At 71.2% G+C, this 24,656-nt stretch carries 26 protein-coding genes; 18 read left to right on the top strand and 8 right to left on the bottom strand.

Annotation, left to right across the window (positions count from 1 at the left end; translation table 11 throughout):
- Positions 1–36: 36 nt before the first annotated feature.
- Positions 37–891: an aminoglycoside phosphotransferase family protein gene (locus AB0M54_RS27310; protein ID WP_364312206.1), complete on the top strand. Its 855-nt coding sequence runs from the start codon at positions 37–39 to the stop codon at positions 889–891.
- Here the strand turns inward: AB0M54_RS27310 and AB0M54_RS27305 are convergent.
- Positions 888–1,859, bottom strand: coding sequence for a YafY family protein (locus tag AB0M54_RS27305; RefSeq protein ID WP_364312204.1), 972 nt, complete (start codon positions 1,857–1,859; stop codon positions 888–890). The genes AB0M54_RS27310 and AB0M54_RS27305 overlap by 4 nt on opposite strands.
- A gap of 42 nt (positions 1,860–1,901) precedes the next feature.
- On the opposite strand from AB0M54_RS27305, the gene AB0M54_RS27300 reads away from it, so the two are divergent.
- Genes AB0M54_RS27300 through AB0M54_RS27290 form a run of 3 tightly spaced genes read left to right on the top strand, consistent with a single transcriptional unit; the run spans position 1,902 to position 3,409 of the window.
- Complete coding sequence (locus tag AB0M54_RS27300; RefSeq protein WP_364474411.1) at positions 1,902–2,324, top strand: VOC family protein; 423 nt, start codon at positions 1,902–1,904, stop codon at positions 2,322–2,324.
- A gap of 9 nt (positions 2,325–2,333) precedes the next feature.
- Positions 2,334–2,771 (top strand): SufE family protein, encoded by a 438-nt coding sequence (locus AB0M54_RS27295; RefSeq protein ID WP_364312198.1) that lies wholly within the window; start codon positions 2,334–2,336, stop codon positions 2,769–2,771.
- A gap of 2 nt (positions 2,772–2,773) precedes the next feature.
- On the top strand, positions 2,774–3,409 hold the full coding sequence (locus AB0M54_RS27290) for a DsbA family oxidoreductase (protein ID WP_364474409.1): 636 nt from the start codon (positions 2,774–2,776) through the stop codon (positions 3,407–3,409).
- 10 nt (positions 3,410–3,419) lie between these two features.
- Here the strand turns inward: AB0M54_RS27290 and AB0M54_RS27285 are convergent, their stop codons facing one another.
- Together AB0M54_RS27285 and AB0M54_RS27280 are read right to left on the bottom strand one after the other, a co-directional pair.
- Positions 3,420–3,968, bottom strand: a complete 549-nt coding sequence (locus AB0M54_RS27285) for a YbaK/EbsC family protein (RefSeq protein ID WP_364474430.1) — start codon at positions 3,966–3,968, stop codon at positions 3,420–3,422.
- A gap of 8 nt (positions 3,969–3,976) precedes the next feature.
- Positions 3,977–4,741: an NAD(P)H-binding protein gene (locus tag AB0M54_RS27280; protein ID WP_364474408.1), complete on the bottom strand. Its 765-nt coding sequence runs from the start codon at positions 4,739–4,741 to the stop codon at positions 3,977–3,979.
- A gap of 74 nt (positions 4,742–4,815) precedes the next feature.
- Between AB0M54_RS27280 and AB0M54_RS27275 the strand changes: the two genes are divergently transcribed.
- Both AB0M54_RS27275 and AB0M54_RS27270 read left to right on the top strand, forming a co-directional pair.
- Positions 4,816–5,232, top strand: coding sequence for a hypothetical protein (locus tag AB0M54_RS27275; protein ID WP_364312189.1), 417 nt, complete (start codon positions 4,816–4,818; stop codon positions 5,230–5,232).
- Between the two features lie 10 nt (positions 5,233–5,242).
- On the top strand, positions 5,243–6,115 hold the full coding sequence (locus tag AB0M54_RS27270) for a sulfotransferase domain-containing protein (protein ID WP_364474406.1): 873 nt from the start codon (positions 5,243–5,245) through the stop codon (positions 6,113–6,115).
- Between the two features lie 57 nt (positions 6,116–6,172).
- On the opposite strand, the gene AB0M54_RS27265 is transcribed toward AB0M54_RS27270, so the two are convergent.
- The 3 genes from AB0M54_RS27265 to AB0M54_RS27255 form a co-directional block, all read right to left on the bottom strand.
- Positions 6,173–6,703: a helix-turn-helix domain-containing protein gene (locus AB0M54_RS27265; RefSeq protein ID WP_364474404.1), complete on the bottom strand. Its 531-nt coding sequence runs from the start codon at positions 6,701–6,703 to the stop codon at positions 6,173–6,175.
- Positions 6,704–6,877: 174 nt separating this feature from the next.
- Positions 6,878–7,558 carry a glyoxalase superfamily protein gene (locus AB0M54_RS27260; protein WP_364474402.1) on the bottom strand — a complete coding sequence of 227 codons (681 nt, stop codon included), beginning with the start codon at positions 7,556–7,558 and terminating at the stop codon, positions 6,878–6,880.
- Between the two features lie 80 nt (positions 7,559–7,638).
- Positions 7,639–8,544 carry an EamA family transporter gene (locus AB0M54_RS27255; RefSeq protein WP_364474400.1) on the bottom strand — a complete coding sequence of 302 codons (906 nt, stop codon included), beginning with the start codon at positions 8,542–8,544 and terminating at the stop codon, positions 7,639–7,641.
- A 69-nt stretch (positions 8,545–8,613) separates the two neighbouring features.
- Between AB0M54_RS27255 and AB0M54_RS27250 the strand changes: the two genes are divergently transcribed.
- The gene (locus AB0M54_RS27250) at positions 8,614–9,465 is read left to right on the top strand and encodes a LysR family transcriptional regulator (protein ID WP_364474398.1); all 852 of its coding nucleotides are present in this window, start codon (positions 8,614–8,616) and stop codon (positions 9,463–9,465) included.
- Here the strand turns inward: AB0M54_RS27250 and AB0M54_RS27245 are convergent.
- Entirely contained in the window at positions 9,462–9,848 is a 387-nt protein-coding gene (locus AB0M54_RS27245) for a CBS domain-containing protein (RefSeq protein WP_364312178.1), read from the bottom strand. The genes AB0M54_RS27250 and AB0M54_RS27245 overlap by 4 nt on opposite strands.
- A gap of 33 nt (positions 9,849–9,881) precedes the next feature.
- Positions 9,882–11,609: a proline--tRNA ligase gene (locus AB0M54_RS27240; RefSeq protein WP_364474396.1), complete on the bottom strand. Its 1,728-nt coding sequence runs from the start codon at positions 11,607–11,609 to the stop codon at positions 9,882–9,884.
- A gap of 102 nt (positions 11,610–11,711) precedes the next feature.
- Here AB0M54_RS27240 and AB0M54_RS27235 point away from each other — a divergent pair, with 102 nt between their 5' ends.
- The 11 genes from AB0M54_RS27235 (at position 11,712) to AB0M54_RS27185 (ending at position 24,644) form a co-directional block, all read left to right on the top strand.
- Positions 11,712–12,479 (top strand): SGNH/GDSL hydrolase family protein, encoded by a 768-nt coding sequence (locus AB0M54_RS27235; RefSeq protein ID WP_364474394.1) that lies wholly within the window; start codon positions 11,712–11,714, stop codon positions 12,477–12,479.
- 16 nt (positions 12,480–12,495) lie between these two features.
- The gene (locus AB0M54_RS27230; RefSeq protein ID WP_364312170.1) at positions 12,496–13,383 is read left to right on the top strand and encodes a sulfurtransferase; all 888 of its coding nucleotides are present in this window, start codon (positions 12,496–12,498) and stop codon (positions 13,381–13,383) included.
- 42 nt (positions 13,384–13,425) lie between these two features.
- Complete coding sequence (locus tag AB0M54_RS27225; RefSeq protein WP_364312167.1) at positions 13,426–15,144, top strand: HSP90 family protein; 1,719 nt, start codon at positions 13,426–13,428, stop codon at positions 15,142–15,144.
- On the top strand, positions 15,144–16,250 hold the full coding sequence (locus AB0M54_RS27220; protein WP_364312164.1) for a hypothetical protein: 1,107 nt from the start codon (positions 15,144–15,146) through the stop codon (positions 16,248–16,250). The genes AB0M54_RS27225 and AB0M54_RS27220 overlap by 1 nt, the downstream gene beginning before the upstream one ends.
- Before the next feature lie 33 nt (positions 16,251–16,283).
- Entirely contained in the window at positions 16,284–16,895 is a 612-nt protein-coding gene (locus AB0M54_RS27215) for a helix-turn-helix domain-containing protein (RefSeq protein WP_364312161.1), read from the top strand.
- On the top strand, positions 16,892–18,229 hold the full coding sequence (locus AB0M54_RS27210) for a biotin carboxylase N-terminal domain-containing protein (RefSeq protein WP_364474392.1): 1,338 nt from the start codon (positions 16,892–16,894) through the stop codon (positions 18,227–18,229). The genes AB0M54_RS27215 and AB0M54_RS27210 overlap by 4 nt, the downstream gene beginning before the upstream one ends.
- Positions 18,226–19,107 (top strand): hydroxymethylglutaryl-CoA lyase, encoded by an 882-nt coding sequence (locus AB0M54_RS27205; protein WP_364312155.1) that lies wholly within the window; start codon positions 18,226–18,228, stop codon positions 19,105–19,107. The genes AB0M54_RS27210 and AB0M54_RS27205 overlap by 4 nt, the downstream gene beginning before the upstream one ends.
- A 119-nt stretch (positions 19,108–19,226) precedes the next feature.
- The gene (locus AB0M54_RS27200; protein WP_364474390.1) at positions 19,227–20,237 is read left to right on the top strand and encodes a hypothetical protein; all 1,011 of its coding nucleotides are present in this window, start codon (positions 19,227–19,229) and stop codon (positions 20,235–20,237) included.
- A 223-nt stretch (positions 20,238–20,460) separates the two neighbouring features.
- Positions 20,461–21,729 carry a chaplin family protein gene (locus tag AB0M54_RS27195; protein ID WP_364474388.1) on the top strand — a complete coding sequence of 423 codons (1,269 nt, stop codon included), beginning with the start codon at positions 20,461–20,463 and terminating at the stop codon, positions 21,727–21,729.
- Positions 21,730–21,946: 217 nt separating this feature from the next.
- The gene (locus AB0M54_RS27190) at positions 21,947–23,476 is read left to right on the top strand and encodes an acyl-CoA carboxylase subunit beta (protein WP_364474386.1); all 1,530 of its coding nucleotides are present in this window, start codon (positions 21,947–21,949) and stop codon (positions 23,474–23,476) included.
- Positions 23,477–23,486: 10 nt separating this feature from the next.
- Positions 23,487–24,644, top strand: a complete 1,158-nt coding sequence (locus AB0M54_RS27185; protein WP_364312146.1) for an acyl-CoA dehydrogenase family protein — start codon at positions 23,487–23,489, stop codon at positions 24,642–24,644.
- The last annotated feature ends 12 nt before the right edge of the window (positions 24,645–24,656 follow it).

Raw genomic sequence — 24,656 nt, 5'->3', positions numbered from 1 at the left:
GGCCGGGGCGGTGATGACCTGATCTAGCGTGACGGCATGATCGATGCCCCGCTTCCGGTCAACCTGCGCTGGATGGCCACGGCCGGCGATTCCGAGCGGGCCTGGATCGCCGGCCTGCCCGCGCGGGTCGCCGGGCTGGCCGAACGCTGGTCGCTGCGGCTCGGCCCGGCCTATCAGCCGGGCGGTTCGTCGGCCTGGGTCGCGCCGGTGACCCGCGACGACGGCTCGCGCGCGGTGCTCAAGGTCGGCCTGCGGCACGACGAGGCCCGCGACGAGGCGGCCGGCCTACGGTTCTGGTCCGGGCGCGGGGTGGTCCGGGTTCTGCGGAGCCTGGTGTACGAGGAGACGACGGCTCTGTTGCTCGAGGAATGTCGGCCGGGCACGATGCTGTCGGCGGCGCTGCCTCCGGTGGAACGCGACGACGTGGTGGCCGGGCTCCTCAAGCGCCTGTGGATCACCCCGCCGCCGGGGCATCCGTTCCGCACCCTGGCCGGCATGTGTGAGATGTGGGCGGCCGGGTTCGCTCCGTCCGTACCCCATGATCAGGGTTTGGCGCGAGCCGGCCTCGACCTGTGGCGAACCCTGCCGGCGTCGGCCACCACCAGCGTGCTGCTCTGCACCGACCTGCACCCGGACAACGTGCTGGCCGCCGAACGGGAGCCGTGGCTGGTCGTCGACCCGAAGCCGTACGTGGGCGATCCGGCCTACGACCCGATCCAGCACATGCTGAACTTTCCCGACCGGCTGGCCCGCGACCCGGCCGGCTTCGCCAACCGCATGGCCTCGCTGTGCGACCTGGACGCGTTGCGGGTGCGCCGATACCTGTTCGCGCGCAGCGTCATCGAATCCCAGTGGGACGTCGCATCAATGCTCGCGCCCACTGTGGACTAACCCGCGGCGGCGGAGTAACGGGCGGCCAGGTCGCGGAGGATCGTGCGCAGTTCGGGTGGGTCGTCGACCGTGAAGTCGACGTTCAGGCTGGTCAGGAACTTGACCAGGTCGTGCAGGGAGTTGGTGCCGGTTTCGAACAGGCAGGTGCCGGCGTCGATCTCGGTCAGGAGGCCGGCCGCCGGCGGGAGGGTCTCGGCCATGGTGGCCATGGGTGCGTGCAGACGGACGCGGGCCTGGTGGGGCCAGGCCAGCGAACCGGTGCCCCGGACCACGTGGCGGGCGGCGTCCTCGGGGGGCTCGCGCGGCGTGAAGTGTGGGCCGGTGGGGTGGCGCGGGACGATGCGGTCGGCTCGGAAGGTGCGCCAGGCGGCCCGGTCCAGGTCCCAGGCCAGGAGGTACCAGCGGCGGCCGGTGTAGACCACGCGATGGGGTTCCACGCGACGCACGGTGGGGTCGGGGGAGTCGGTGTGGCCGGAGCGGGCCGGCGGGGTGTAGTCGAAGCGGAGTTGCTGGTGGTCGCGGCAGGCGGCGGCGACGGTGGTCAGGATCTGGGGATCAACCTGGGGGCTGCCGCCGGGGGCGGTCACCATCGCGTGGCGCAGGGCGTCCAGGCGGGGGCGCAGCCGGGACGGCAACGTCTGTTCGAGCTTGGTCAGGGCCCGCAGGGAGGTCTCCTCCAGGCCGGCGACCGTGCCGGCGGCGGCCACCCGGAGGCCCAGCGCCACGGCTATCGCCTCGTCGTCGTCGAGGACCAGGGGTGGCATGGCCGTCCCGGCGGCCAGCCGGTAGCCGCCGGTGATGCCGGTGCTGGAGCTCACCTCGTACCCCATGATCCGCAGTCTTTCGATGTCGTTGCGGATCGTGCGCGTGGTCACGCTCAGTCGGCCGGCCAGGTCGGCGCCGGACCAGTCGCGGCGGATCTGGAGCAGGGTCAGCAGGCGCAGGAGACGGACCGAAGTGTCCAGCACATGCGGAACCATACGTTCCACAAGTGTCTCTAGGCTCGTCCCATGACACTTCGCGGATTCGCCACGCTGAACATCTGGGCCGACGACGTGGCCGCGGCCGAGGCCTGGTACGCCGAATTCCTCGGGACCGAGGCCTACTTCCACCGCAACGGACCGGACGGGAAGCTCGCCTACGCCGAGTTCCGGGTCGGGGACTTCGAGGCCGAGCTGGGCATCATCGACCGGCGGTGGGCCCCGGGCGGCGGCACCGAGCCGGGCGGCGCGGTCATGCACTGGCACGTCGACGACCTGGCGGGCACGGTCGAGCGGCTGATCGCGCTGGGGGCCGAGCAGCACATGCCGATCACGCCGCAGGGCGACCAGGGCTTCGTGACCGCGTCGGTGGTCGACCCGTTCGGCAACGTGCTCGGTGTGATGTACAACCCGCACTACGTCGAGATCACCGGGGCTGCGCGGCCGCAGTAGGGTCGGATCGTGACCGACATGCCGCCGAAGCTCGCCGAGATCGTCGAGGAGTTCGCCTCCGCCCCGCGTGACGTGGTGCTGGAGATGCTGCTCGAGTTCTCCGACGCGGTGCCGGCACTGCCGGCGGGCATGGCGGCGCACGAGGGCATGGAACAGGTCCCGGAATGCCAGACGGCGTTCTTCCTCAAGGCCTCGGTGCGGCCGGACCAGACCGTGGAGGCCTGGTTCGACTGCCCGCCCGAGGCGCCGACGACGCGGGCGTTCGCCGGGATCCTGGCCGAGGGTCTGGTGGGCGCGACCGTCGACGAGATCCTGGCGGTGCCCGACGACCTGTACGCCCAGATGGGCCTGGGCCAGGCGATCAGCCCGCTCCGCATCCGCGGCGGCACGGCGATCCTGGGCCGGTTGAAGCGCCAGGTCCGGGAACAGACGGGAAACCAGGGGTGAGCATGGACATCCAGGTGTGGTCCGACGTGGTGTGCCCGTGGTGCTACATCGGCAAGACCCGGCTCGAGACCGCGCTGCGGGGCGACTCCACGACCACGGTCACCTATCGGGCCTATCAGCTCGACGCGACGCCGGTTCCCCAGCCGGTGCCGCTGGGCGTGGCGCTGTCGCCGAAGTTCGGCGGGCCTGAGCGGGTCCAGGAGGCCTGGGATCACGTACGGGCGTTCGCCGCCGGCGACGGCCTGGAGCTGAACTTCGAGCGGGCCGTGGCGGCGAACACCTTCGACGCCCACCGGCTGATCGCTTGGGCGGCCGAGCAGGGCCGGCAGGCGGCGATGCTGGACGCGTTGCAGATCGCGCACTTCGCCGACGGCGTCGACATCGGGTCGAAGCCGGCGCTGGCCCGGGTCGCCCGGACCATCGGGCTGGATGAGTCGGCGGCGCTCGCCTATCTGGCCTCGACCGATGGCGTGAACGCGGTCCGGGCCGACATCATGGCGGCCCGCGATTTCGGCATCACGAGCGTGCCGACGTTCGTGATCGACAACAAGTACGCGATCCAGGGCGCCCAGGAGGTCCAGGTGCTGAAGGACGCGTTCGCCGAGATCAACCGCCGCGAGGCCGTCGACGCCGGCTGAACCGATCGTTTCACGTGAAACGGGCAAGCCCGTCGATGACCGTGGCGTTGGGCAGGGCGCCGAGGGCCGGGCCGGGGATGGCGATCTTGCTGTGGCGTACGCCCGAGCCGATGATCACGTGGGGCTCGGCGCCGATCCGGGAGTCGACCAGGATCGGCCAGTCCTTGGGCAGGCCGATCGGGGTGATCCCGCCGTACTCCATGCCGGTCAGCCGGACCGCCTCGTCGATCGGGGCGAAGCTGGCCTTGCGGACGTCGAGCTGGCGACGCACCACGCCGTTGACGTCGGCACGGGTGGTGGCCAGCACGAGACAAGCCGCGTACCGGGTGATGCCCTCGCGTTTGCCGGCCACGATGACGCAGTTGGCCGACTCCTCCATGCGGACGCCGTACGCCTCGCAGAACGCCGCCGTGTCGGCCAGCGTCGGATCGATCGGCGCGACCAGGACCTGATCGCCGTCGACCGGCGCCTCGGCGGGCCACACCTCGAGGGCCGCGGCCACCGGCTCGGCCAGCAGGTCGAGCCGGGACAGGGCGGGTTCTAGCGTCAGGCTTCCCATCACGCCCGTCATCCTCGCCCACGACCGGCCTCCGCAGATAGTCGGGACAGATAGTCCTCCCACGTGCGGGTGCCCCGCGGCTCGGCCGAGGTGGTCAGCGCGCCGGCGCGGAGCTCGCGGCCGAAGCGGCCCGGGATGTGGATGGGCCAGGTGGGACGACAGGAACCGCGCTTCCAGGCGGTCGCGAGCTCGTCCAGGGTCAGCCGCCGCGGACCGCCGAACTCGACGATGCCCTGGACCGGCGGCCCGGCGATCAGCTCGGCGATACGACCGGCCACGTCCTCGACCGCGACCGGCTGGAAGACCAGGCGACGGTCGATCAGGGACGGGCCGAGCCTGCTCGACGCCTTCAGGAACGTGTCGATGAGCTGCGGGAACTGCGCCGCCCGGAGCAGCGTGAACGGCACACCGGACAGCCGGGCGACGGACTCCGCCTCGAGCTTCCTCCGGTAGTACGGCAGCGGCACCCGGTCGATGCCGATGATCGACATGTAGAGGAAGTGCCGCACGCCGGCCGTGGCGGCGGCTCGCGCCAGGAGGCGGGTGCCCTCGACGTCGGTGGCCCGGGTCCTGGTGGGCGAGGACGCCAGGTGGACGACCACGTCGGCGCCTCGGACCGCCTCGCTCACGCCCTTACCCGTGGCCAGGTCGGCGGCGACCCACCCGGGCCGGGACCGGCGGCTCATCGGCCGCACGTCGTAGGTCGGGGTCAGCCGCGGCAGCAGGGCCGACCCCAGGTTGCCGCTCGCGCCGGTCACCAGGATTGTCGTCATGAAAACAGGACGCGGCACGCGCCGGGAACGTGACAACCTCAGGCGGCGGGTGATCTTGCCGACTGTCAGTGGGTGTGGAGGAGAGACGTAGCGCGAGGGTAGGCACGGTCAGTGGCCTTGCCCTGCTCAGCGGCGGTACGGCCATCGCGGCCGTGGCCGGCGGCGCGCATTCGATCTTCGCCACGATCCTGCTCGGCATGCTCGCGGTCGGCATGGGCCACGCGCTGATGGAGGAGATCCGGCGGCAGGCGCGCCGCTCGATGGCCGGCTGGGCCGCCCACGACACGGTCAACGCGGTGCTGCTCGCGAGCTGGGCGGCGGGCGCGCTGATCACGACCGTCCTGGCCGTCGCTCCCGGCACGGTCCGGGCCGTTGGGCTCGTGCTGTCCCTCGGGTACGCCCTGAGCTGCGCGTACTTCGTTGTCGAACGTCGTCGCACGGTCACCAGCCTGGCGATAATCGAGAAGACACCGGAGCCGGTCGATCAATAGGGTCGGCCAGATGCGCGATCGCCCTTCCTATAAGTCCGACGACGAGGACAGCAGTCGCTGGGACGGATTCCCGTTCCGGGACGGCGACATCGTGATCAGCACCCGGTCCAAGAGCGGCACCACGTGGATGCAGATGATCTGCGCCCTGCTGATCTTCCGGCGCCCCGACCTGCCGGCCTCGTTACCGATGTTGTCGCCGTGGCTGGACTGGCTGATCGTGCCGCGCGACGAGGTCTTCGCCCGGCTGGACGCCCAGACGCACCGCCGCTTCATCAAGACCCACACTCCGCTGGACGGGATCCCGCTCGACCCGCGGGCGACCTACATCGTGGTGGCGCGGCACCCGCTCGACATGGCGGTGTCCCTCTTCCACCAGGGCGACAACCTCAACCGCGCGCGGATCGCCGAGCTGACCGGCGGCCCGGTCGTGGAGGCCGCCCCGAGGCCGCCGATCAAGCCGTCGCTGCTGCGCTGGATCGAGCGGGACGCCGAGCCGGCCGACGACCTGGACTCGCTCCCGGGCGTCATGTGGCACCTCAGCGACGCGTGGCAACGAGCCGCCCGGCAACCGAACGTCCTGCTGGTGCACTACGCCGACCTCGCCGCCGACCTGGGCGCCGAGATGCGCCGGATCGCGGAACGCCTCGGGTTGCCCGTACCCGATCAGGATCTGGTCGACGCCGCCGGCTTCCAGCGCATGCGGGAGCGGGCCACCGACCTGGCGCCGGACCCGGCCGGGATCATGAAGGACCGGACGGCGTTCTTCCGCCGCGGCGGTTCCGGGTCGGGCCGCGAGCTGCTGACCGACGCGGAGCACGAGCGTTACCTGGCCCGGGCGGCCGAGCTGGCGCCCCCGGACCTGCTGGTCTGGCTCCACCGGTAGCCGCGTTGCGTTCGGGTCCGCCCGATCCATAACCGCCCCAGGCGGGCCGAATCGTCCTCAGACCGATCTGAGTACGCGTTCCAGCTGGTCGGCCCGCATCCGGCGGGCGTGGCCGCGTCGGCTCTCGGCGTACGCGAGAAGAATGGTCCTGCGCTCCACCTCGCTGAGCACGCCCGCGAACGGGGAGGCGCGGCGCAGGCCGACCGCGTGCTCGGAACTGGAGGTGAGCGCGTCGAGGACCGCCTCCACGCCGTCGTCGAGCAGCGCGTCCCAGCGGTCGAGCCACTCCCAGCTCTCGCCGGACGGGTGCAGCCGCCGGAGCCGGCGCAGGTTGATCGCCGCGGCCGCGAGCAGGGCCGGCGGATTGGCGACGACCTTGCCGGCCACCGCGCGGTGCAGCCACAGTGACTCGGTCTCGTCGCGGCTGAGGCCCGGCTGGATCAACGCTTCGACGTCGGCCCGGCGGATGCGGCGCTGGCCACCGACCCGGACGTACGGCAGCAGCCCGCGCAGGCAGAGGTCGACCACATGCGCACGCGACGAACGCAGCATGATGGCCGCTTGCCCGGTCGTCAGGAGATCGCCCACGGGTCGAATAGTGGCGTCTGTCACCCACCTGATGCAACAACCGAACGGCTGATGCTTCTTTCACGCGTGTCGGCCTGCGGTGACCGGACCAGGATCGGCGGGCTCGCCAAGCGATTCGTTCGACCTCAGCCTAAAGCGCTCTGACCAGGGACTTCGTGGGCGTGCGGAGTGATTCTACCGCGACCTTCGATCGATGGTGATGCCAGGCGCCCAGCGTGGCAGGCCGGCCCGCGCCGCCGGGTCGAGCGGCTCGCTGAACCGCAGGTGGTTGCCGAACGGATCGGAGATCGTCATCACCCGCGTCTGCCAGGGCATCTCCTGCACCTCGGGCACCCACACGGCCGGTCCCCAGACCCGGCTGCCCATCGCGCTGTAGCGCAGGCGCAGCTCGTCCCGCAGCTCGTCGAGGCCGTCGATGTTGATCACCACCGTGGCGCCCGCCCCGGGGTCGTACGGCTGCTCGCTCAGCTGGAACGTCGTCGCGCCCCGGATGATCTGGCCGTAGAACGACGTATCGGGCCCGCCGGCCGGCCCGCCGAAGTCGAGCGTGAACCCGAGGAATTCGACGTAGAACTCGAGCGCCCGCTCCTCGGCGAAGATCCGCAGGACCGGGATCGTGCTCGTGGTGGCCCGGCGCGGGTCGGTCACCTCGGGCCCGGACGTCTCCACAGCGGGCACGATGCGCGAGGCGGATGCGGCCGCGATCCGGGCGGCGAGCACGTTCCAGTCGTCGAAACCGAACTGGCGGGCGACGATCTCGAGCGCCGCGCTGTGTGGCAGGTCGGCCTGCGTACGCGCGAGAACCTCGCTGCGCAGCGTCTTGGCCATGGTCTTGGCGTCGCGGAAGGTCCGCATGGCTGATCCCTCTCCACGGCGAACGTCGTGGCCGGTGCTCGCATTGCCGACTGGTTCGCCGAGCGGAGGAAGCGAATCAATCAGGGTGGCGTGGACGCGTTCACCAGACCCCGGGAGGGGCGCGAGCGGCGGGCCGCGTCGGCCCTGGAGCGAGTCTCGGCCCGGCCCGGAAGGCCTGTCAAGACCGACCCGGCGTTGACCGCGATCACCATCGCGATGCCCAGCCACTCGTGCCCGGCGAGCGGCTGGCCGAGGAGGATCAGGCCGGCCAGCCCGGCCAGCACCGGGTGGACGCTCATGAACAGCCCGAAGAAGCGCGCCGGCACGTGCCTCAAAGCGATCAGATCGGCCGTGTACGGCAGGACCGAGCTGAGGATCCCCGCCGCCCCGGCGTAGCACAGCGCGGCCGGCTCCAGGGGCAGCAGCACGATCAGCATCGGCAGGTTGAGCAGCGCCGCCACCGCCGAGCCCAGGGCCGGCGCCGTGATGCCTTCGAGCCGTTGCCCGGCGACCCGATTAAGCAGGATGTACGAGGCCCAGCACCCGGCCGCGAGCAGCCCGAGGCCGATCCCGATCCAGTCGCTGGCCGGGCCGGGCAGCACCAGCACCCACACGCCCAGCCCGGCGAGCAGGGCGACGATCAGATCTCGGCGGGTACGCGACCCGAGCAGCGCCACCGCCAGCGGCCCGAGGACCTCCAGCGTCACGGCCAGGCCCAGCCCGATCCGGTCGACGGCGGTGTAGAGGCTCAGGTTCATGGTCGCGAAGACGACGCCCAGGAGCAGCACCGGCCACCACTGTGACCAGCGCATCCGCCGCAGGTCGGGGCGGGCCAGAGGCAGCAGCAAGACGGCCGCGACCACCTGCCGCACGGCCACCACGCCGGCCGGGCCGATCATCGGGAACGCGTGCGCGCCGATGGCCGCGCCGGTCTGATTGCTCGCCGCGCTGGTCACCATCGTGGCGATGCCACCGGCCGTCTTCATGACCGAAGCATGCGGAGCCCGGCACCGACGACGGAAATGCCTCAGCCGGTCGACCTATACGCTCGGCGTATGGATCTGCGACAGCTCAGGGCGCTGATCGCGGTTGTGGACGAGGGCACGTTCACCGATGCGGCGGCCGTTCTCGGTGTGTCGCAGGCGGCGGTGTCCCGGTCCATCGCGGCGCTGGAGCGTGTTCTGGGCGTACGCCTGCTGAATCGCACGACCCGCCATGTCGCGCTCACCGAGACCGGCCGCAAGGTCCTGGCCCAGGCCCGCCGCGTGCTGGACGAGGTCGCCCACCTGGAGCACATCGTCGCCGCGTCCCGGGCCGAGGTGCGGGTCGGGTACGCCTGGGCCGCGCTCGGCCGGCACACCCGTGGCCTGCAGAAACGCTGGGCCAGCGCCCATCCGGACGTGCCGCTGATCTTCGTGCACGCCAACGAGCCGACGGCCGGCCTGCGCGACGGCACGGCCGACGTGGCGGTGCTGCGTACGCCGCTGAACGACCCGCGCTTCCGTGAGGTCGAGGTCGGCCGCGAGCGCCGGGTGGTCGCGATGGCCACCGAGCACCCGTTGGCCCGGCGCCGCACGCTGCGGCTCACCGACCTGGCCCGATACCCGATCGCGATCGATGAACGGACCGGTACGACCACCCCGGAGATGTGGCCGGCCGACGCCCGGCCGCGGGTGATCCGGCGGACCGGCAGCGTGGACGAGTGGCTGACCACGATCGCCGCGAACCAGGCGGTCGGCGTGACCCCGGAGGCGACCGCGCAGCAGAACCCCCGGCCCGGCGTGGCCTACCGCGCGCTGCGGGGCGCTCCGCCGATCACCGTCCGGCTGGCCTGGCGCGCGGACAGCCCGCCCACCGGCCTGGACGAGCTGATCGCGGCCGTGCGGCGGCTCTACGAAAAACGTTAGGCCGCTGTGGGCAGCAGTGCCAGGTCGCTGAGCGAGACGATGCCGACCACCTTGCGGTCGTTGTCACAGACGATGAGGCGGCGTACGCCACGCTCGCGCATCGCCCGGACCGCCTCCTCGACCGACGCCGACTGCTCCACCATGATCATCTCGCGGGTGGCGATGGTCTCCAGCGTGGTGGTCTTCGGCGGCAGCCCCTCGGCGATCGCGCGCACCACGATGTCGCGGTCGGTGACCAGCCCGGCCATGGTCGGCCCGTGGGTCACCACCACGTCACCGATCGCCTGGTCGCGCATCGCCTGTGCCGCTTCGTCGAGCATCGTGTCACCCGAGAGGTAGATGACCCGTCGCGTCATCACCTCGGCGACCGAAGTCCTGGCCATGTCCGCACCTCCCGCCGCATGAGACCGCCATCGTTACACGGTGGTCAGGGCCGCGACCATGTCCGACATGAGAACCTCGTCACGGCCACCCGTTCGGCGGTCACGCAGTTCGCCGTACCCGTCACCCAGACGGCGTCCGACCACGACGGTGTGCGGGATGCCGATCAGCTCGGCGTCGGTGAACTTCACCCCGGCCGACACACCCGGGCGATCGTCGACCAGCACCCGCAGCCCGGCCGCCACGAGCTCGCCGGCCAGCCGCAACGCGGCCGCCACCTGCCCGTCCTTGCCGGCGGCGACCACGTGCACATCGGCCGGGGCGATCTCGGCCGGCCAGACCAGGCCGCGCTCGTCGTGGTGCTGCTCGGCGACCGCGGCCACCGCCCGGGACACGCCGACGCCGTACGAGCCCATGGTCGGCCGCACCGGCTTGCCGTCCGGCCCGAGCACGTCGAGCTTGAACGCGTCGGTGTAGCGCCGGCCGAGCTGGAAGATGTGCCCGATCTCGATGCCCCGGCGGATGGTGAGCTCCCCCTCGGAACACCGCGGGCAGGGGTCGCCGGCGCGTACCTCGGCCGCCTCGATGGTCCCGTCCGGTGTGAAGTCGCGGCCGGCCACCACCGAGGTGGCGTGCTTGCCGGGCTGGTTGGCGCCGGTCAGCCAGGCCGTGCCGGCCACCACCCGCGGGTCGGCCAGGTAGCGGATCTTGCTGCCCTGCGGCCCGATGTAGCCCTTGACCAGGTCGGGCCGGGACGCGAAGTCGTCGAACAGCTCGGCCGTGGCGGGCGCCAGCGCGGCGTCGAGACGCTTGAGGTCGATCTCGCGGTCGCCGGGCACACCGATCGCCAGCAGTTCCGGCTCGCCGCCCGGGTGGTGCACCGTGACCACGACGTTCTTCAGCGTGTCGGCGGCGGTCCAGTCGGTCCGGCCGTCCAGCGCGCGCTCGTTGGCCAGGGCGACCAGCGAGGCGATGGTCGGGGTGTCCGGGGTGTCGTGCACGGTCAGCGGGCCGGGTGTGCCCTCGGGGGCCGGCGGCGCGGGCGTGACGACGGCCTCGGTGTTCGCCGCGTAGTCGCACTTGGCACACCCGACGAAGGTGTCCTCGCCCACGTCGGCCAGGGCCAGGAACTCCTCCGAGGCCGAGCCGCCCATCGCGCCCGCCATGGCCGATACGATCGTGTGCTCCAGACCCAGCCGGGCGAAGATCTTCTGGTACGCGACGCGCATCACGCCGTACGCGTCGGCCAGGCCCTCGTCGGTGAGGTCGAAGGAGTACGCGTCCTTCATCAGGAACTCGCGCCCGCGCAGCAGGCCGGCCCGGGGGCGGGCCTCGTCCCGGTACTTCGTCTGCACCTGGAACAGGATCATCGGGAAGTCCCGGTAGGAGCTGGTCAGATCTTGCACCAGCAGCGCGAACATCTCCTCGTGGGTGGGTGCGAGCAGGTATTCGGTGTCCCGCCGATCCTTGAGCGTGAAGATCTCGTCGCCGTAGTCGGTCCAGCGGCCGCTCGTCTCGTACGGATCACGCGGCAGCAGCGCCGGGAACGACACCTCCTGGGCGCCGGCCGCGGCCATCTCCTCCCGGACCACCCGGGCCACGTTGTCCAGCACCAGCTTGCCCAGCGGCAGGTAGGTGTAGCCGCCCGGCGCGGCGCGACGGATGTAGCCGGCGCGCAGCAGCAGCCGATGGCTCGGCACCTCCGCCTCGGCCGGGTCCTCGCGCAGGGTCTTGAGCAGCATCGTGGACATCCGCAGGAGCATGGCCGCGAGTGTAGGTAACGGGTGTCAGCAGCGTCACGCTGCTTTTCGCCGTGAACGAGTGCTTAGCTAGATAGCTGTAAAGGACATAGAACGGGGCGGACGATGACCTGGCGCAGCTATGTGGCGATGGGTGACAGCTTCACCGAGGGGATGGACGATCCGTACCCGGATGGCACCTTCCGGGGCTGGGCCGACCTGGTCGCGGCCCGGCTGGCGGTCGAGGCCGGCCCCGATTTCGGGTACGCCAACCTGGCCATCCGCGGCCGGCTGCTGAACGCGGTCATCGCCGAGCAGCTCGAACCGACCCTGGCCATGCGCCCCGACCTGGTCAGCTTCGCCGCCGGCGGCAACGACGCGCTGCGCCGCAAGGCCGATCCGGAAGCGCTGATCGCCCGGCTCGACGGCGTGATCGAGCAGATTCGCGCGACCGGCGCCGACGTCGTCATGTTCCGCTTCGCCGACGTCTCGACCCACCTGCCCGGCCAGCGCATCTACGGCCCTCGGGTGGCCGTGCTCAACCGCGGCGTCGGTGAGATCGCCGACCGGCACGGCGCCCACCTGATCGACCTGTTCGCCGACGACGCCTTCCGCAACAACCCGGTCATGTGGTCGACCGACCGGATCCACCTCTCCCCGGCCGGACACCGCCGGGTGGCCGCCCGGGTGCTGACCGAGCTCGGCGTCGGCGTGGACGAGGAGTGGTTGCTGATCCCGCCGGCCCCCGCCCCGACGCCGTGGCTGCTGGCCCGCGGCGCCGACCTGCGCTGGGCCGGTCAACACCTGGCGCCGTGGATCAAGCGCCGCCTCCAGGGCCGGTCCTCGGGCGATCTGGTCACCGCGAAGCGACCCACCCTCGGTCCGGTCGAATAGGGGATAGGTTCGAGGCATGGCTGTGGAGCTGGACGACAACACCGAACTTCAGGCGTACGCGCACCCCGAGCGCCTGGTCACCACCGAGTGGCTGGCCGCCCATCTGGGCGAGCCCGGCCTGGTCGTGGTCGAGTCCGACGAAGACGTGCTGCTCTACGACACCGGGCACATCCCGGGCGCCGTCAAGGTCGACTGGCACCTCGAGCTCAACGACCAGGTCACCCGCGACTACCTCGACCCGGCGGCGTTCGCCGAGATGTGCGCGGCCAAGGGCATCGGGCGCGGCGACACGATCGTGTTCTACGGCGACAACTTCAACTGGTGGGCGGCGTACGCGCTGTGGGTCTTCAGTCTGTTCGGCCATGCCGACGTGCGGCTGCTCGACGGCGGCCGGCAGAAGTGGGCCGACGAGGGGCGCGAGCTGACCCGCGAGAAGACGGTCCGCGAGCGTGCCGACTACCCGGTGCCGGTTCGTGACGACGCGGCCATCCGCGCCTTCCGGGAAGAGGTGGCCGAGCACAGCACGGCCGGGCGCCCGCTGGTCGACGTGCGGTCGCCGCAGGAATACTCCGGTGAGCTGACCCACATGGCGGCGTACCCGCAGGAGGGCGCCCTGCGCGGCGGTCACATCCCGGGCGCGCTGAGCAAGCCATGGAAGTCGGCGGCCAACGAGGACGGCACGTTCAAGAGCGCCGACGAGCTCACCGCGATCTACCGCGCCGGGCTGGGCCTTTCGCCGTCCGACGACGTGATCGCGTACTGCCGGATCGGTGAGCGGTCCAGCCACACCTGGTTCGTCCTCACCCACCTGCTCGGTTTCCCGCGGGTCCGCAACTACGACGGCTCCTGGACCGAGTGGGGCAACCTGGTCCGCGCGCCCATCGCCAAAGGCGACCAGCCCTAAAACGGGACGCCCAAAACGCGCCGAGATCGCTACCTTCTCTGCGTGCGTAACACGTTTCAGGTCGACCTGCGCGGCATCGTCGATCTGCTCAGCCATCACCTGTACGCGAGCCCTCGCGTCTACGTCCGTGAGCTGCTGCAGAACGCGGTGGACGCGATCACCGCCGTGGGCGCCGACCACGCGGGGCGGGTGCGGATCACCACCACCGACGACCTGATCCGGGTCGTGGACAACGGGATCGGCCTGACCGAGGCGCAGGTCCACGAGCTGCTGGCCACCATCGGCCGCAGCTCGAAGCGGGACGAGCTGGGCTTCGCCCGGCACGAGTTCCTCGGCCAGTTCGGCATCGGCCTGCTCTCCTGCTTCCTGGTCGCCGACGAGATCCGGGTGCACACCCAGCAGGCCGGGCAGCCGGCGGTGCGGTGGATCGGGTTCTCCGACGGGCGTTACGAGGTGCGGCCGGCCGAGGACCGCGAGCCCGGCACCGAGGTCACGCTGCTGCCGCGGCGGGGCACCGACGAGTTCCGCACCCACGACACGGTCGTCCACCTGGCCACGCTCTACGGCTCGCTGCTGCCGGTCGAGGTCACGGTCGACGACCGGCGCACCACGACCGGGACGCTTCCGTGGGCCGGCAGCCGGGCCGACATGCTGCGGTACGGCGCCGAGACGCTCGGGTTCACGCCGTTCGACGTGATCCCGTTGTCCGTACCCGAAGCGGGCCTGTCCGGGGCGGCGTTCGTGCTGCCCACCCCGGCCAACCCGGCGACGCGCGGCGGGCACCGGGTCTACCTCAAGCGGATGCTGCTGGCCGAGTCGGTCGACGAGCTGCTGCCCGAGTGGGCGTTCTTCGTCCGCTGCGTGGTCGACAGCACCGAACTGCGCCCGACCGCCAGCCGCGAGGCCCTGTACGACGACTCGCTGCTGGCCGACACCCGGGACGCGATCGCCGACCAGCTCCGCGGCTGGCTGGTGCGGCTGGCCACAGTGGACCCGGGCCGGCTGGGCGACTTCCTGCGCGTGCACCACCTCGGCGTCAAGGCGCTGGCCCTGCACGACGACGAGATGCTGCGCCTGGTCGAGCAGTGGCTGCCGATGGAGACGAACGCCGGCCGGGCCACGCTGGCCGAGCTGCGCGAGCGGCACGGCGTGGTGCGCTACGTCGACGATGTCGACCAGTTCCGGCAGCTCGCGGCGGTGGCCGCGGCGCAGGACATGGTGCTGGTGAACGCCGGGTACGCGTACGACACCGACATCCTGTCCCGGCTGCCCGGTGTTCAGCGGATGGACCCGTCCGACCTGGCCACCCGGTTCGAGTCGGTGGAGCGGGACGCCGAGCTGGCGTTGCGCCCGTTCCTGGCCGCGGCCCAGCGCCGGCTCGACCGGCTGGGCTGCGAGGTGCTGCTGCGGGCGTTCGAGCCGAGCCGGCTGCCCGCGCTCTACCTGGTCAGCCGCAGCGCCGCGTTCGGCCGCGAGCTGAGCGCGACCCGCGACAAGGTCGACGACCTGTGGGCTGACGTGCTCGGCGCGGTGGCCGCCGCGGTGCCGGTCGACCGGCCTCAGCTGGTGTTGAACCACAACAATCCGCTGGTCCGCCGGATCTGCGGGCTGGCCGACCCCGAGCTGGCCGGTCTGGCCGTGGACGCGCTCTACGGCCAGGCGCTGCTGCTCGGCTACCACCCGATCCGGCCGGCCGACGCCGACCTGCTGAACAGCTCGTTCCTGGGCCTGCTGGGCCACGCCGTCGAGGGTGGCGCGTGATGGCGTACTCCTACAACGAGCTGTGGCAGATGCTCGGTCAGGCCACCGATCTGCCGTACGGGCCGGGCCAGGTCGCCGCGCTCGAGCAGGTGCTCCGGCACACCGACGCGGCCGGCGAGACCGAGCTGGCCTTCCAGACCCGGATGATCCTGACCCAGTCGTACGTGATGAGCGGCGAGCCGGCGAAGTCGTTCGTGACGTTCTCTCGCTGCCTGGCCGAGTACGACGCCGACCCGGGTCTCGACCACCACGAGGCCTGGAGCTGGGAGCTGCTCTGGTACTTCAAGTTCGCGGTGAGCGGGCTGCTGAAGTTCCCCGAGGTGCCGCTGGACCGGACGTACGCGGTGCTGGACGACATGGAACGCCGCTACCGCGAGGCCGGCGAGAAGACACAGGCCGTCTACCACTACCGCCACCTGGTGGCCCGGCACATCGGCGACGACGACGCGGCGGCCCGGTGGTACGAGCGCTGGGTCACCGCGCCGCGCGACGACCTGTCCGACTGCGCGGGCTGTGACCCGGACAGCCGGATGGCGTACCTGGCCACGACCGGCCGGGACGCCGAGGCGATCGCGGTCGGCGAGGCGGCGCTGGCCCAGAAGCTGGACTGCGAGAAGCAGCCGCAGTCGGTGCTCGGCGCGCTGATGTTCCCCTACCTGCGGACCGGGCGCTCGGACGAGGCGGCGGACGCGTTCCGGCGGTCGTACCGCGGGGCCAAGGACAAGCTCGGTGAGATGGGCGCGGTGGCCGACCACATCGAGTTCTGCGCGCGTACGGGCAACGAGCACCGCGGCCTGGAGCTGCTCGAACGGCACCTGAGCTGGCTGCCGAAGGCGCCGTCGCCGGCGGCGGTGATGAGTTTCACCGCGTCCGGTGGGCTGCTGCTGCGCCGGCTGACCGAGCTGGGTCACGGCGACGCGCCGGTCCGCCGGGGCGAGGAGACCGTTCCGGCCGCCGAGCTGGCGGCCGAGATGTCCCGTACGTCCCGTGAGCTGGGCACCCGGTTCGACGCCCGCAACGGCACGCCGGCCCGGTCGGCCGCGGTCGAGCGGGTGCTGACGGCCGAGCCGTACACGACGAGGGCCATCTCACTGAACGAGCGTTAAGTAAGGAACTTGACGGCGGGTTATTGTTTTCCGGTGACGGTAGATCAGCAGCAGCGGCCGGGCCCGCCCGCACCACGCCGGCGGTCGCGGCGCGACGAGATCCTCGACATCGCGGTCGGCCTTTTCGCCGCCAAGGGCTACCACGGCGTCTCGATGGACGACATCGGTTCGGCCGCCGGGGTCACCGGGCCGGCGCTCTACCACCACTTCGCCGGCAAGGAGGCGATGCTGGTCGCCGCCCTGATCCCGGTGAGCGAGGGCCTGCTCCACGGCGGCCGCGAGCGGGTGACCCGCCACCCCGACGACGCGCACGCCGCGCTGACCGACCTGATCGCCTTCCACGTCGAGTTCGCGCTGGCCAATCCGGCGGTGATCGCGCTGCACCTGCACGAGCTCGACCGGCTGCCCGAGGAGCCGCGCCGGCAGATCCGCCGCCTCCAGCGTCAGTACGTCGAGGAGTGGGTGGGCGTGCTGGCGACCCTGCGGCCCGAGCTGAACGGTGGCGAGGCCCGGGTGCTCGCCCACGCCGCGTTCGGCCTGATGAACTCCACGCCGTTCCTCGGCGACGAGGTCGAGCGGCAGCGTGCGGCGGCTCTGCTGCGTACGGCGGCGGCCTGCGCCCTCGAAGGACGGGCCCAGGAGTGATCGAATCCCTGCTGGTGGCCAACCGCGGCGAGATCGCGCGGCGGATCATCCGCACCGCGAAGCGCCTCGGCATCCGCACCGTGGCGGTCCATTCGGAGCCCGACGCCGGCCTCCCGTTCGTGCTGGAGGCCGACGAGTCGGTCGCGATCGGCCCGGCGGCGCCGGCTCAGAGCTATCGCAACGCCGAGGCGATCCTGGCCGCCGCCGCGTCCACCGGCGCCCAGGCGATCCACCCCGGCTACGGCTTCCTGAGCGAGAACGCGGCTTTTGCCCGCGCCGTCGAGGCCGGCGGCCTGGTCTGGGTCGGGCCGGGCGCCGACGCGATCACCGCGATGGGTGACAAGATCAACGCGCGCAATCTGATGGCCGCGGCCGGGGTCCCGGTCGCGCCCGGCACCCAGGATCCCGCCGGTTCGGCCGACGACGCGGTCGCGGCCGCCGCCGGCATCGGCTACCCGGTCATGGTCAAGGCGTCGGCCGGCGGCGGCGGCATGGGCATGGCGGTGGCCGAGGACGAGGCCGGGTTGCGCAAGGCGTTCGACCAGGTCTCCGCGTTCGCGGAACGGACCTTCGGCGACGGCTCGGTGCTCCTGGAGCGCTATTTCCCCCGGGTACGCCACGTCGAGGTGCAGATCCTCGGCCTGGCCGACGGCCGGGTGATCGCCCTGAGCGAGCGCGAATGCTCGGTGCAGCGGCGCAACCAGAAGCTGGTGGAAGAGGCGCCGTCCCCGGCGGTGAGCCCCGAGCTGCGGAAACGCTTCCTGGCCGCCGCGGTGCTGGCCGGCGAGGCGGTGGGCTACCGCAACGCGGGCACGGTCGAGTGCCTGCTCGACCCGGCCACCGGCGAGTTCTTCTTCCTCGAGATGAACACCCGGCTCCAGGTCGAACACCCGATCACCGAGCTGATCCACGGCATCGACCTGGTCGAGGAGCAGCTGCGGATCGCGAGCGGCCTGCCGCCCACCTTCGACCCGGACGCGCTGACCACCAGCGGCCACGCCATCGAGCTGCGGGTGAACGCCGAGGACCCGAAGCGGTTCTTCCCCGGCCCCGGCCACATCACCACCTGGGTCGAGCCGACCGGTGAGGGCGTCCGGGTCGACTCCGGGTACGCGCCCGACCTGACCGTCACGCCCCACTACGACTCGCTGATGGCCAAGCTGATCGTGTACGCCGCCGACCGCGCCGAGGCGATCGCCCGGGCCCGGACCGCGGTGGCCGGCTTCAAGATCGCCGGTCCCAAGAACAACCTGCCGTTCTTCACCGAGCTGCTGGACAACCCCGAGTTCACCAGCGGCGACTACGACACGGGCATCGTCGCCAGGATGAGGTGATCGTGATGATCTCGATCCGTGAGGTGGCACCCCGGGACGGGCTCCAGAACGAGGAGCCCATCTCGACCGACAGCAAGGTGCGGCTCATCGACGCGCTGGGCGGCACGGGCGTACGCCGGATCGAGGCGGTGTCGTTCGTGCATCCCAAGGCGATCCCGCAGATGGCCGACGCCGACGAGGTGTGGGCTCGGGTCGCGAAGCGTCCCGAGATCCGCTGGTCGGCGCTGATCCCCAACACGCGGGGCGCCCAGCGGGCCCTCGCGGCCGGCTTCGGTGAGATCGAGGTCGTCGTCTCGGCCAGCGACACGCACAACCGCCGCAACCTCAACCGCTCCACCGCCGAGTCGCTGGACGACATCACCGCCCTGATCCCGCTGGTGCACGAGGCCGGCGCCACGCTCGAGGTGATCGTGGCGACCAGCTTCGGGTGCCCGTTCGAGGGCGACATCGACCCCGACCGGGTGGCCGGCATCGTGGCCCGGGTGCGGGCCGACGGCGCCGACCGGATCGCGTTCGGCGACACCACCGGGATGGCCACCCCGCGACGGGTGCGCGACCTGCTGTCCGCGGTACGCCCGGACCTGCTGCACTTCCACAACACCCGGGGCACCGGGCTGGCCAACATCCTCACCGCGCTCGACCTGGGCGTGACCGAGTTCGACGCCAGCGTCGGCGGGATCGGCGGCTGCCCGTACGCGCCGGGCGCCTCCGGCAACGTGGCCACGGAAGAGGTGGTCCACATGCTGCACGACATGGGCCTGGACACCGGAATCGACCTGGACGCTCTGATCGAGGTCGCCGAGTTGGCCGAGAAACTGTTGGGCAAACAACTGCCGTCCGGTGTTCTCCGGGCCGGACCGCGGACGCGAACGGTGTAATTCCCGGCCCGATTATTTTTCCTATTTGTCGGCGTGACCCCGCCTCTGTCGTTTCGTTACCCATACCGAGTGGCCGATATGGGCCGTTCGGCAGGGGACCGACGACAAAGGGGTGGGACATGACGGGGTGGGTGATCGAGCGCACGCCGCTCGGGACGCTCGCGTCGTCCGTCGCGCCCACCAGCGCCCCGACCACGCCCATGCCGCCCCACAGCCAGGGGGCGGAGCGGCGCGGACGGCGTTGGGCACTGCGTGCGTTTGTCATCGGTGGCCTCGCCGGCGCTGCCTGGCTGCTCACCGGAGCCGCCGCTCAGGCCGCGGACCACGACCCGGCGACCGAGGTGTCGTCGCTGGTCGGCACGGTCCTGACCGGCAGCAGCACCGAGACGCCGGTTGACCGGGTCCTGCAGGCGGCCACCCGGCCGCTGGACACGGACCGCCCGGCGACCAGGAAAGACCGGCGTGTCACCGCCGTCCTCGACGAGCCGCTCAAGGTCGTCGGCGCGGTGGCACACGCCAAGGACGACGCGGCGCCCGTGCTCAGCACGGCCGATCACGTCGTCCGGGATCTGACCGGCCCCAGCCGTCTCACCGACGGCGCCACGGATCCCGAGCAGATCGCCCCGGTGGCGGCACCGCTCACCCGGACACCGGACCCGGTTCCCGGATCGGCCCAGGCCCTTCCGGCCGCCCCTGAGGCGGACGAGACCGAGTCGCGGCGCCCGGCACCGGCCGAGTCGCCGGTGACCGACGCGGTGGCGACCCGGATCGCGGACCCAGCACCGCCCGCGCACGTCGTGTCCCCGAGCCAGCCGGCCGGGCCGCACGACGCCGCGGCACCGAAGGCGTCCGCAGGCACGCGGCACGCGATCACCAGGCACGCCATCACGGCGGCCGAGCCGGGCCGCACGCCCGGTGGTGGCGATCTCCCCGCATCCCCGCAGGTGCAGTTCGGGGCACTCAGCGGCATCTCGACCAACGCGTCGGGTGCTCCGACGGAGGGTGGCTCAGCGGCCTTCCTCCCGGCCGCGGTCGCGAGCGGTTCGGTGGCTTCCCACCGGCTGCTCCAGGCGACCGATGTCGAGGTCCGGCGGCACGACGCCGAGGCACCGACCGTCTCACCTGACTGAGTGACCGCCGCCTCGATTCCCTGACCGTTTGCGCACAAACGGCGAATCACATTCCGGCCGGTTCACGTCACATTCCACCGCTGTTGGGCGCACGTCGACAAGCGGAGTCAGGTTCCAGCAATTGATGCCGGGCACCGCTGCGCCCCTGTGCACCGTTCTGCGAAACGCCAACTGAATATGTGCAATCACATTCTGCTTACATTCTGAAAGGCACTACTTTCTCATGAAGACTTGGGTTCGCAAGACTCTGAGCGTCGGTGTCCTGGCCGCGGGCGCCCTGCTGTTCACCTCGGCCAACGCCGCGCACGCGGACGACAAGGTCTCGCAGGACACGTCCTGGAACTACGGCATCGGCAACGGCATCCAGGCCGCCGCGCCGATCGACCTGGGCGCGAACGTCTGCGGCAACGCCATCTCCGCGCTCGGCTGGGCCAGTGGCCAGGCCGCCTGCGGCAACGTGTTCGAGGGCGGCTCCTACAAGCAGAAGTCGACCAAGAACTACGGCGCCCTGAACGGCGCGCAGGTCCTCATCCCGGTCGACGGCGGCGTGAACGTCGTCGGCAACGCCGTCGCGGCGGCCGGCGGGGCCCAGGCGGCCGGCACCGGCGTGAACAGCTTCGGTGGCCACTCCAAGGGCAAGTCCAAGGAGAGCGCCACCACCGAGAAGAAGGGCGGGGGCGACCCGACCCAGCTCTCGCACAGCAACTACGGGCTGCTCAACGGCGCCCAGATCTACGCTCCGATCAACCTCGGCGCGAACGTCTGCGGCAACTCGGCCTCCGTGCTCGGCTTCGCCAACGGCCAGGCCGCCTGCTGGAACCTCTTCGGCGGGCAGGGCAAGGGCAAGCAGGAGAGCGGCATCGAGCAGGTCACCTACGACAACTTCGGTGCCCTCAACGGCCTGCAGCTCGCCGCCCCGATCAACGGCTTCGCCAACGTGACCGGCAACGCCGTGTCCGTGGCCGGCGCCTCGCACGCCGCCGGCGCCTCGAAGAACGTCGAGAGCGGTGGCAACGACGACATCAAGCAGGACTCGCACAACAACGTCGGCATCGCGAACGGCGCCCAGATCGCCGCGCCGGTCGACCTCGGCCTGAACCTGTGCGGCAACGCGCTGGGCGTGCTGGGTGCGGCCAACGCCGCTGCCGACTGCGGCAACGACTTCGGTGGCAACGGCGGCAACGGTGGTCACCAGGGCGGTGGCAACGGTGGCGACAACGGCAACGACGACGACTACGACGCCGACCACGACGGTGACGACGATGGTCCCCACCACCACGGTGGCAACAACGGTGGCAACAACGGCGACGACGACGACTACGCCGGCAACAACGGCGACAAGTACGGCGACGCGCCGCGCAAGGCCGGCAAGGCGCACGCCAAGTCGGCGGCGACCGAGGGTTCCGCGGTCGACAGCGTGACCGGCGGCCTGGGCGGCAACAACGCCAACGTCGCGGGCCTGACCAACGGTCTGCTCGGCGGCCTGGGCTGACGCTCACCCGGTAACACCCTGAAAGGCGCGGGTCGCACCGGTCCCGGGTGCGACCCGAGCCGGCGCCTCGCGGCGTCGGATGAAGCCGGTGCTCCTCCACAGCGCCGGTGACCAATAAAACGGAAGGGAGCCTCCGCAGCCGGCGGAGGCTCCCTTCCGGTGCTGGGCGCGCTACGCTACCCTAACGATCGTTCAGGTTACGACGTCAGGGGGCACAGTGACAGCCGAGTACGAGGCGTTGGCGCAGACCCACAAGCGGGTCGAGGCGGGTGGCGCCGAGCGCTATCACGCGGCCAACGCGGCGAAGGGCAAACTCTTCGCCCGGGAGCGGATCAGGCTGCTCACCGATGAGGGTTCGTTCGTCGAGGACGGGCTCTACGCCAACAGTCTGGCCGAGGGCCTGCCCGCCGACGGCGTGATCACCGGAACCGCGAAGATCGACGGCCGGCCGGTGGGCGTGATGGCCAACGACTCGACGGTCAAGGCGGGCTCGTGGGGCGCCCGGACGGTCGAGAAGATCATCCGGGTCATCGAGCGGGCGTACGCGGACGGCGTACCCATGGTCTATCTCGTCGACTCGGCCGGCGCGCGCATCACCGACCAGGTCGACCTCTTCCCCGGCCGTCGCGGCGCCGGCAAGATCTTCCACAACCAGGTCAAGGCGTCCGGCTCGATCCCCCAGGTCTGCGCGCTGTTCGGGCCGTCCGCGGCCGGCGGGGCCTACATCCCGGCGTTCTGCGACGTGGTGGCCATGGTCGAGGGCAACGCGAGCATGTACCTCGGCTCGGACCGCATGGTCGAGATGGTCACCGGCGAGAAGACGACGCTGGAGGCGATGGGCGGCGCCCGGGTGCACTGCGCCGAGTCCGGCGTCGGCCACTTCCTCTGCAAGACCGAGCAGGACGCGCTCGACGTGGTCCGGAACTACCTCTCCTACCTGCCTGGCAACTGGCAGGGCAAGCCGCCGTCGGCGTCGGCGGCCGAGCCGGCCACTGTGGACCTCGAAGCGTTGGTCCCGGTCAGCGAGCGGCAGGCCTTCGACATGCGCAAGTACGTCAAGGGGATCGTCGACGAGGGGTCGTTCTTCGAGATCCAGGCGCTCTGGGCCCGTGAGCTGACGATCGGCTTCGCGCGGCTGAACGGCGAGGTCGTCGGCGTCGTCGGCAACAACTCGATGTTCAAGGGCGGCGTGCTCTTCGTCGACTCGGCCGACAAGGCCAGCCGCTTCGTGCAGTTGTGCGACGCGTTCAACGTCCCGCTGCTCTTCCTGTCCGACGTGCCCGGGTTCATGGTCGGCACGGCGGTCGAGAAGCAGGGCATCATCCGGCACGGCGCCAAGATGATCACGGCGATCAGCGAGGCGACCGTACCCAAGATCTGCGTCGTGGTCCGCAAGGCCTACGGCGCCGGGCTGTACGCGATGGCCGGCCCCGGTTTCGAGCCGGACGCGACCATCGCCCTGCCCACCGCCAAGATCGCCGTGATGGGCGCGGACGCGGCCGTCAACGCGGTGTACGCCAACAAGATCGCGGCGATCGAGGACGAGGCCGAGCGGGCCGAGTTCGTCGCCACCAGGCGCGCCGAGTACGAGCGCGACATCGACATCGTGCGGCTGGCCTCCGAGCTGGTCATCGACGCCATCGTGGCGCCCGCCGACCTGCGGACCGAGTTGATCCGCCGGTTCGCGGCCGCGCGTGGCAAGGAACGTTTCTTCTCTCGGCGCCGGCACGGCGTCACACCGGTGTAAGGGAGCAGTCATGGTCGACTTCCGGCTCAGCGAGGAGCAGGAGGCGCTGCGTGAGAGCGTGCGGGAGTTCGCACGTGAACAGGTCGCGCCGGTCATCGCCGAGCACTACGCGCAACACACGTTCCCGTACGACCTGGTCCGGCAGATGGCCAAGATGGGCCTGTTCGGCCTGCCCTTCCCCGAGGAGCACGGTGGCATGGGCGGCGACTACTTCGCGCTCTGCCTCGCCCTCGAGGAACTGGCCCGGATCGACAGCTCCGTCGCGGTCACCCTGGAGGCGGCGGTCTCGCTGGGCGCGATGCCGATCTACCGCTTCGGTACGCCGGAACAGCGGTCCCGCTGGCTGCCGCAACTGTGCTCGGGCGAGGCCCTGGCGGCCTTCGGTCTCACCGAGCCGGGCTTCGGCTCGGACGCCGGCGGCACCACCACCCGGGCGCGGCTCGACGAGGCCACCGGCGAGTGGGTGATCAACGGCACCAAGGCGTTCATCACCAACTCGGGCACCGACATCACGGTCCTGGTCACGGTGGCGGCGGTGACCGGCGTCAACCCGGACGGCAGCAAGGAGCTGTCCACCATCATCGTGCCCTCGGGTACGCCCGGCTTCACCGTCGCGCCGGCGTACGACAAGGTCGGCTGGTGTGCCTCGGACACCCACGAGCTGTCCTTCGACGACGTCCGGGTGCCGGCCGCGAACCTGCTCGGCGAGCGCGGCCGCGGCTTCGCCCAGTTCCTGCGGATCCTCGACGAGGGACGGATCGCGATCGCGGCGCTGTCGGTCGGGCTCGCCCAGGGCTGCGTGGACGAGTCCGTGGCGTACGCGAACCAGCGTGAGGCCTTCGGCCGGACCATCGGCAACTTCCAGGCCGTGAAGTTCATGATCGCCGACATGGAGCTGCGGGCACACACGGCGCGGCTGGCCTACTACGACGCGGCCGCCCGGATGATCGCCGGTCAGGACTTCAAGGCCAAGGCGGCGGTGGCCAAGCTGCACGCCAGCAACGCGGCCATGGAGAACGCCCGGTACGCCACCCAGGTGCACGGCGGGTACGGCTTCATGAACGAGTCGGCGGTCGGCCGGTTCTACCGGGACGCCAAGATCCTTGAGGTCGGGGAAGGCACGTCCGAGGTACAACGGATGCTCATCGCACGCGACCTGGGACTCTGAGCGATCGTTAAG

Origin of the sequence: Actinoplanes sp. NPDC051470 (assembly GCF_040682035.1) — a bacterium.
Classification (GTDB): Bacteria; Actinomycetota; Actinomycetes; order Mycobacteriales; family Micromonosporaceae; genus Actinoplanes.
This window is presented reverse-complemented; position numbering and strand designations above follow the sequence as displayed.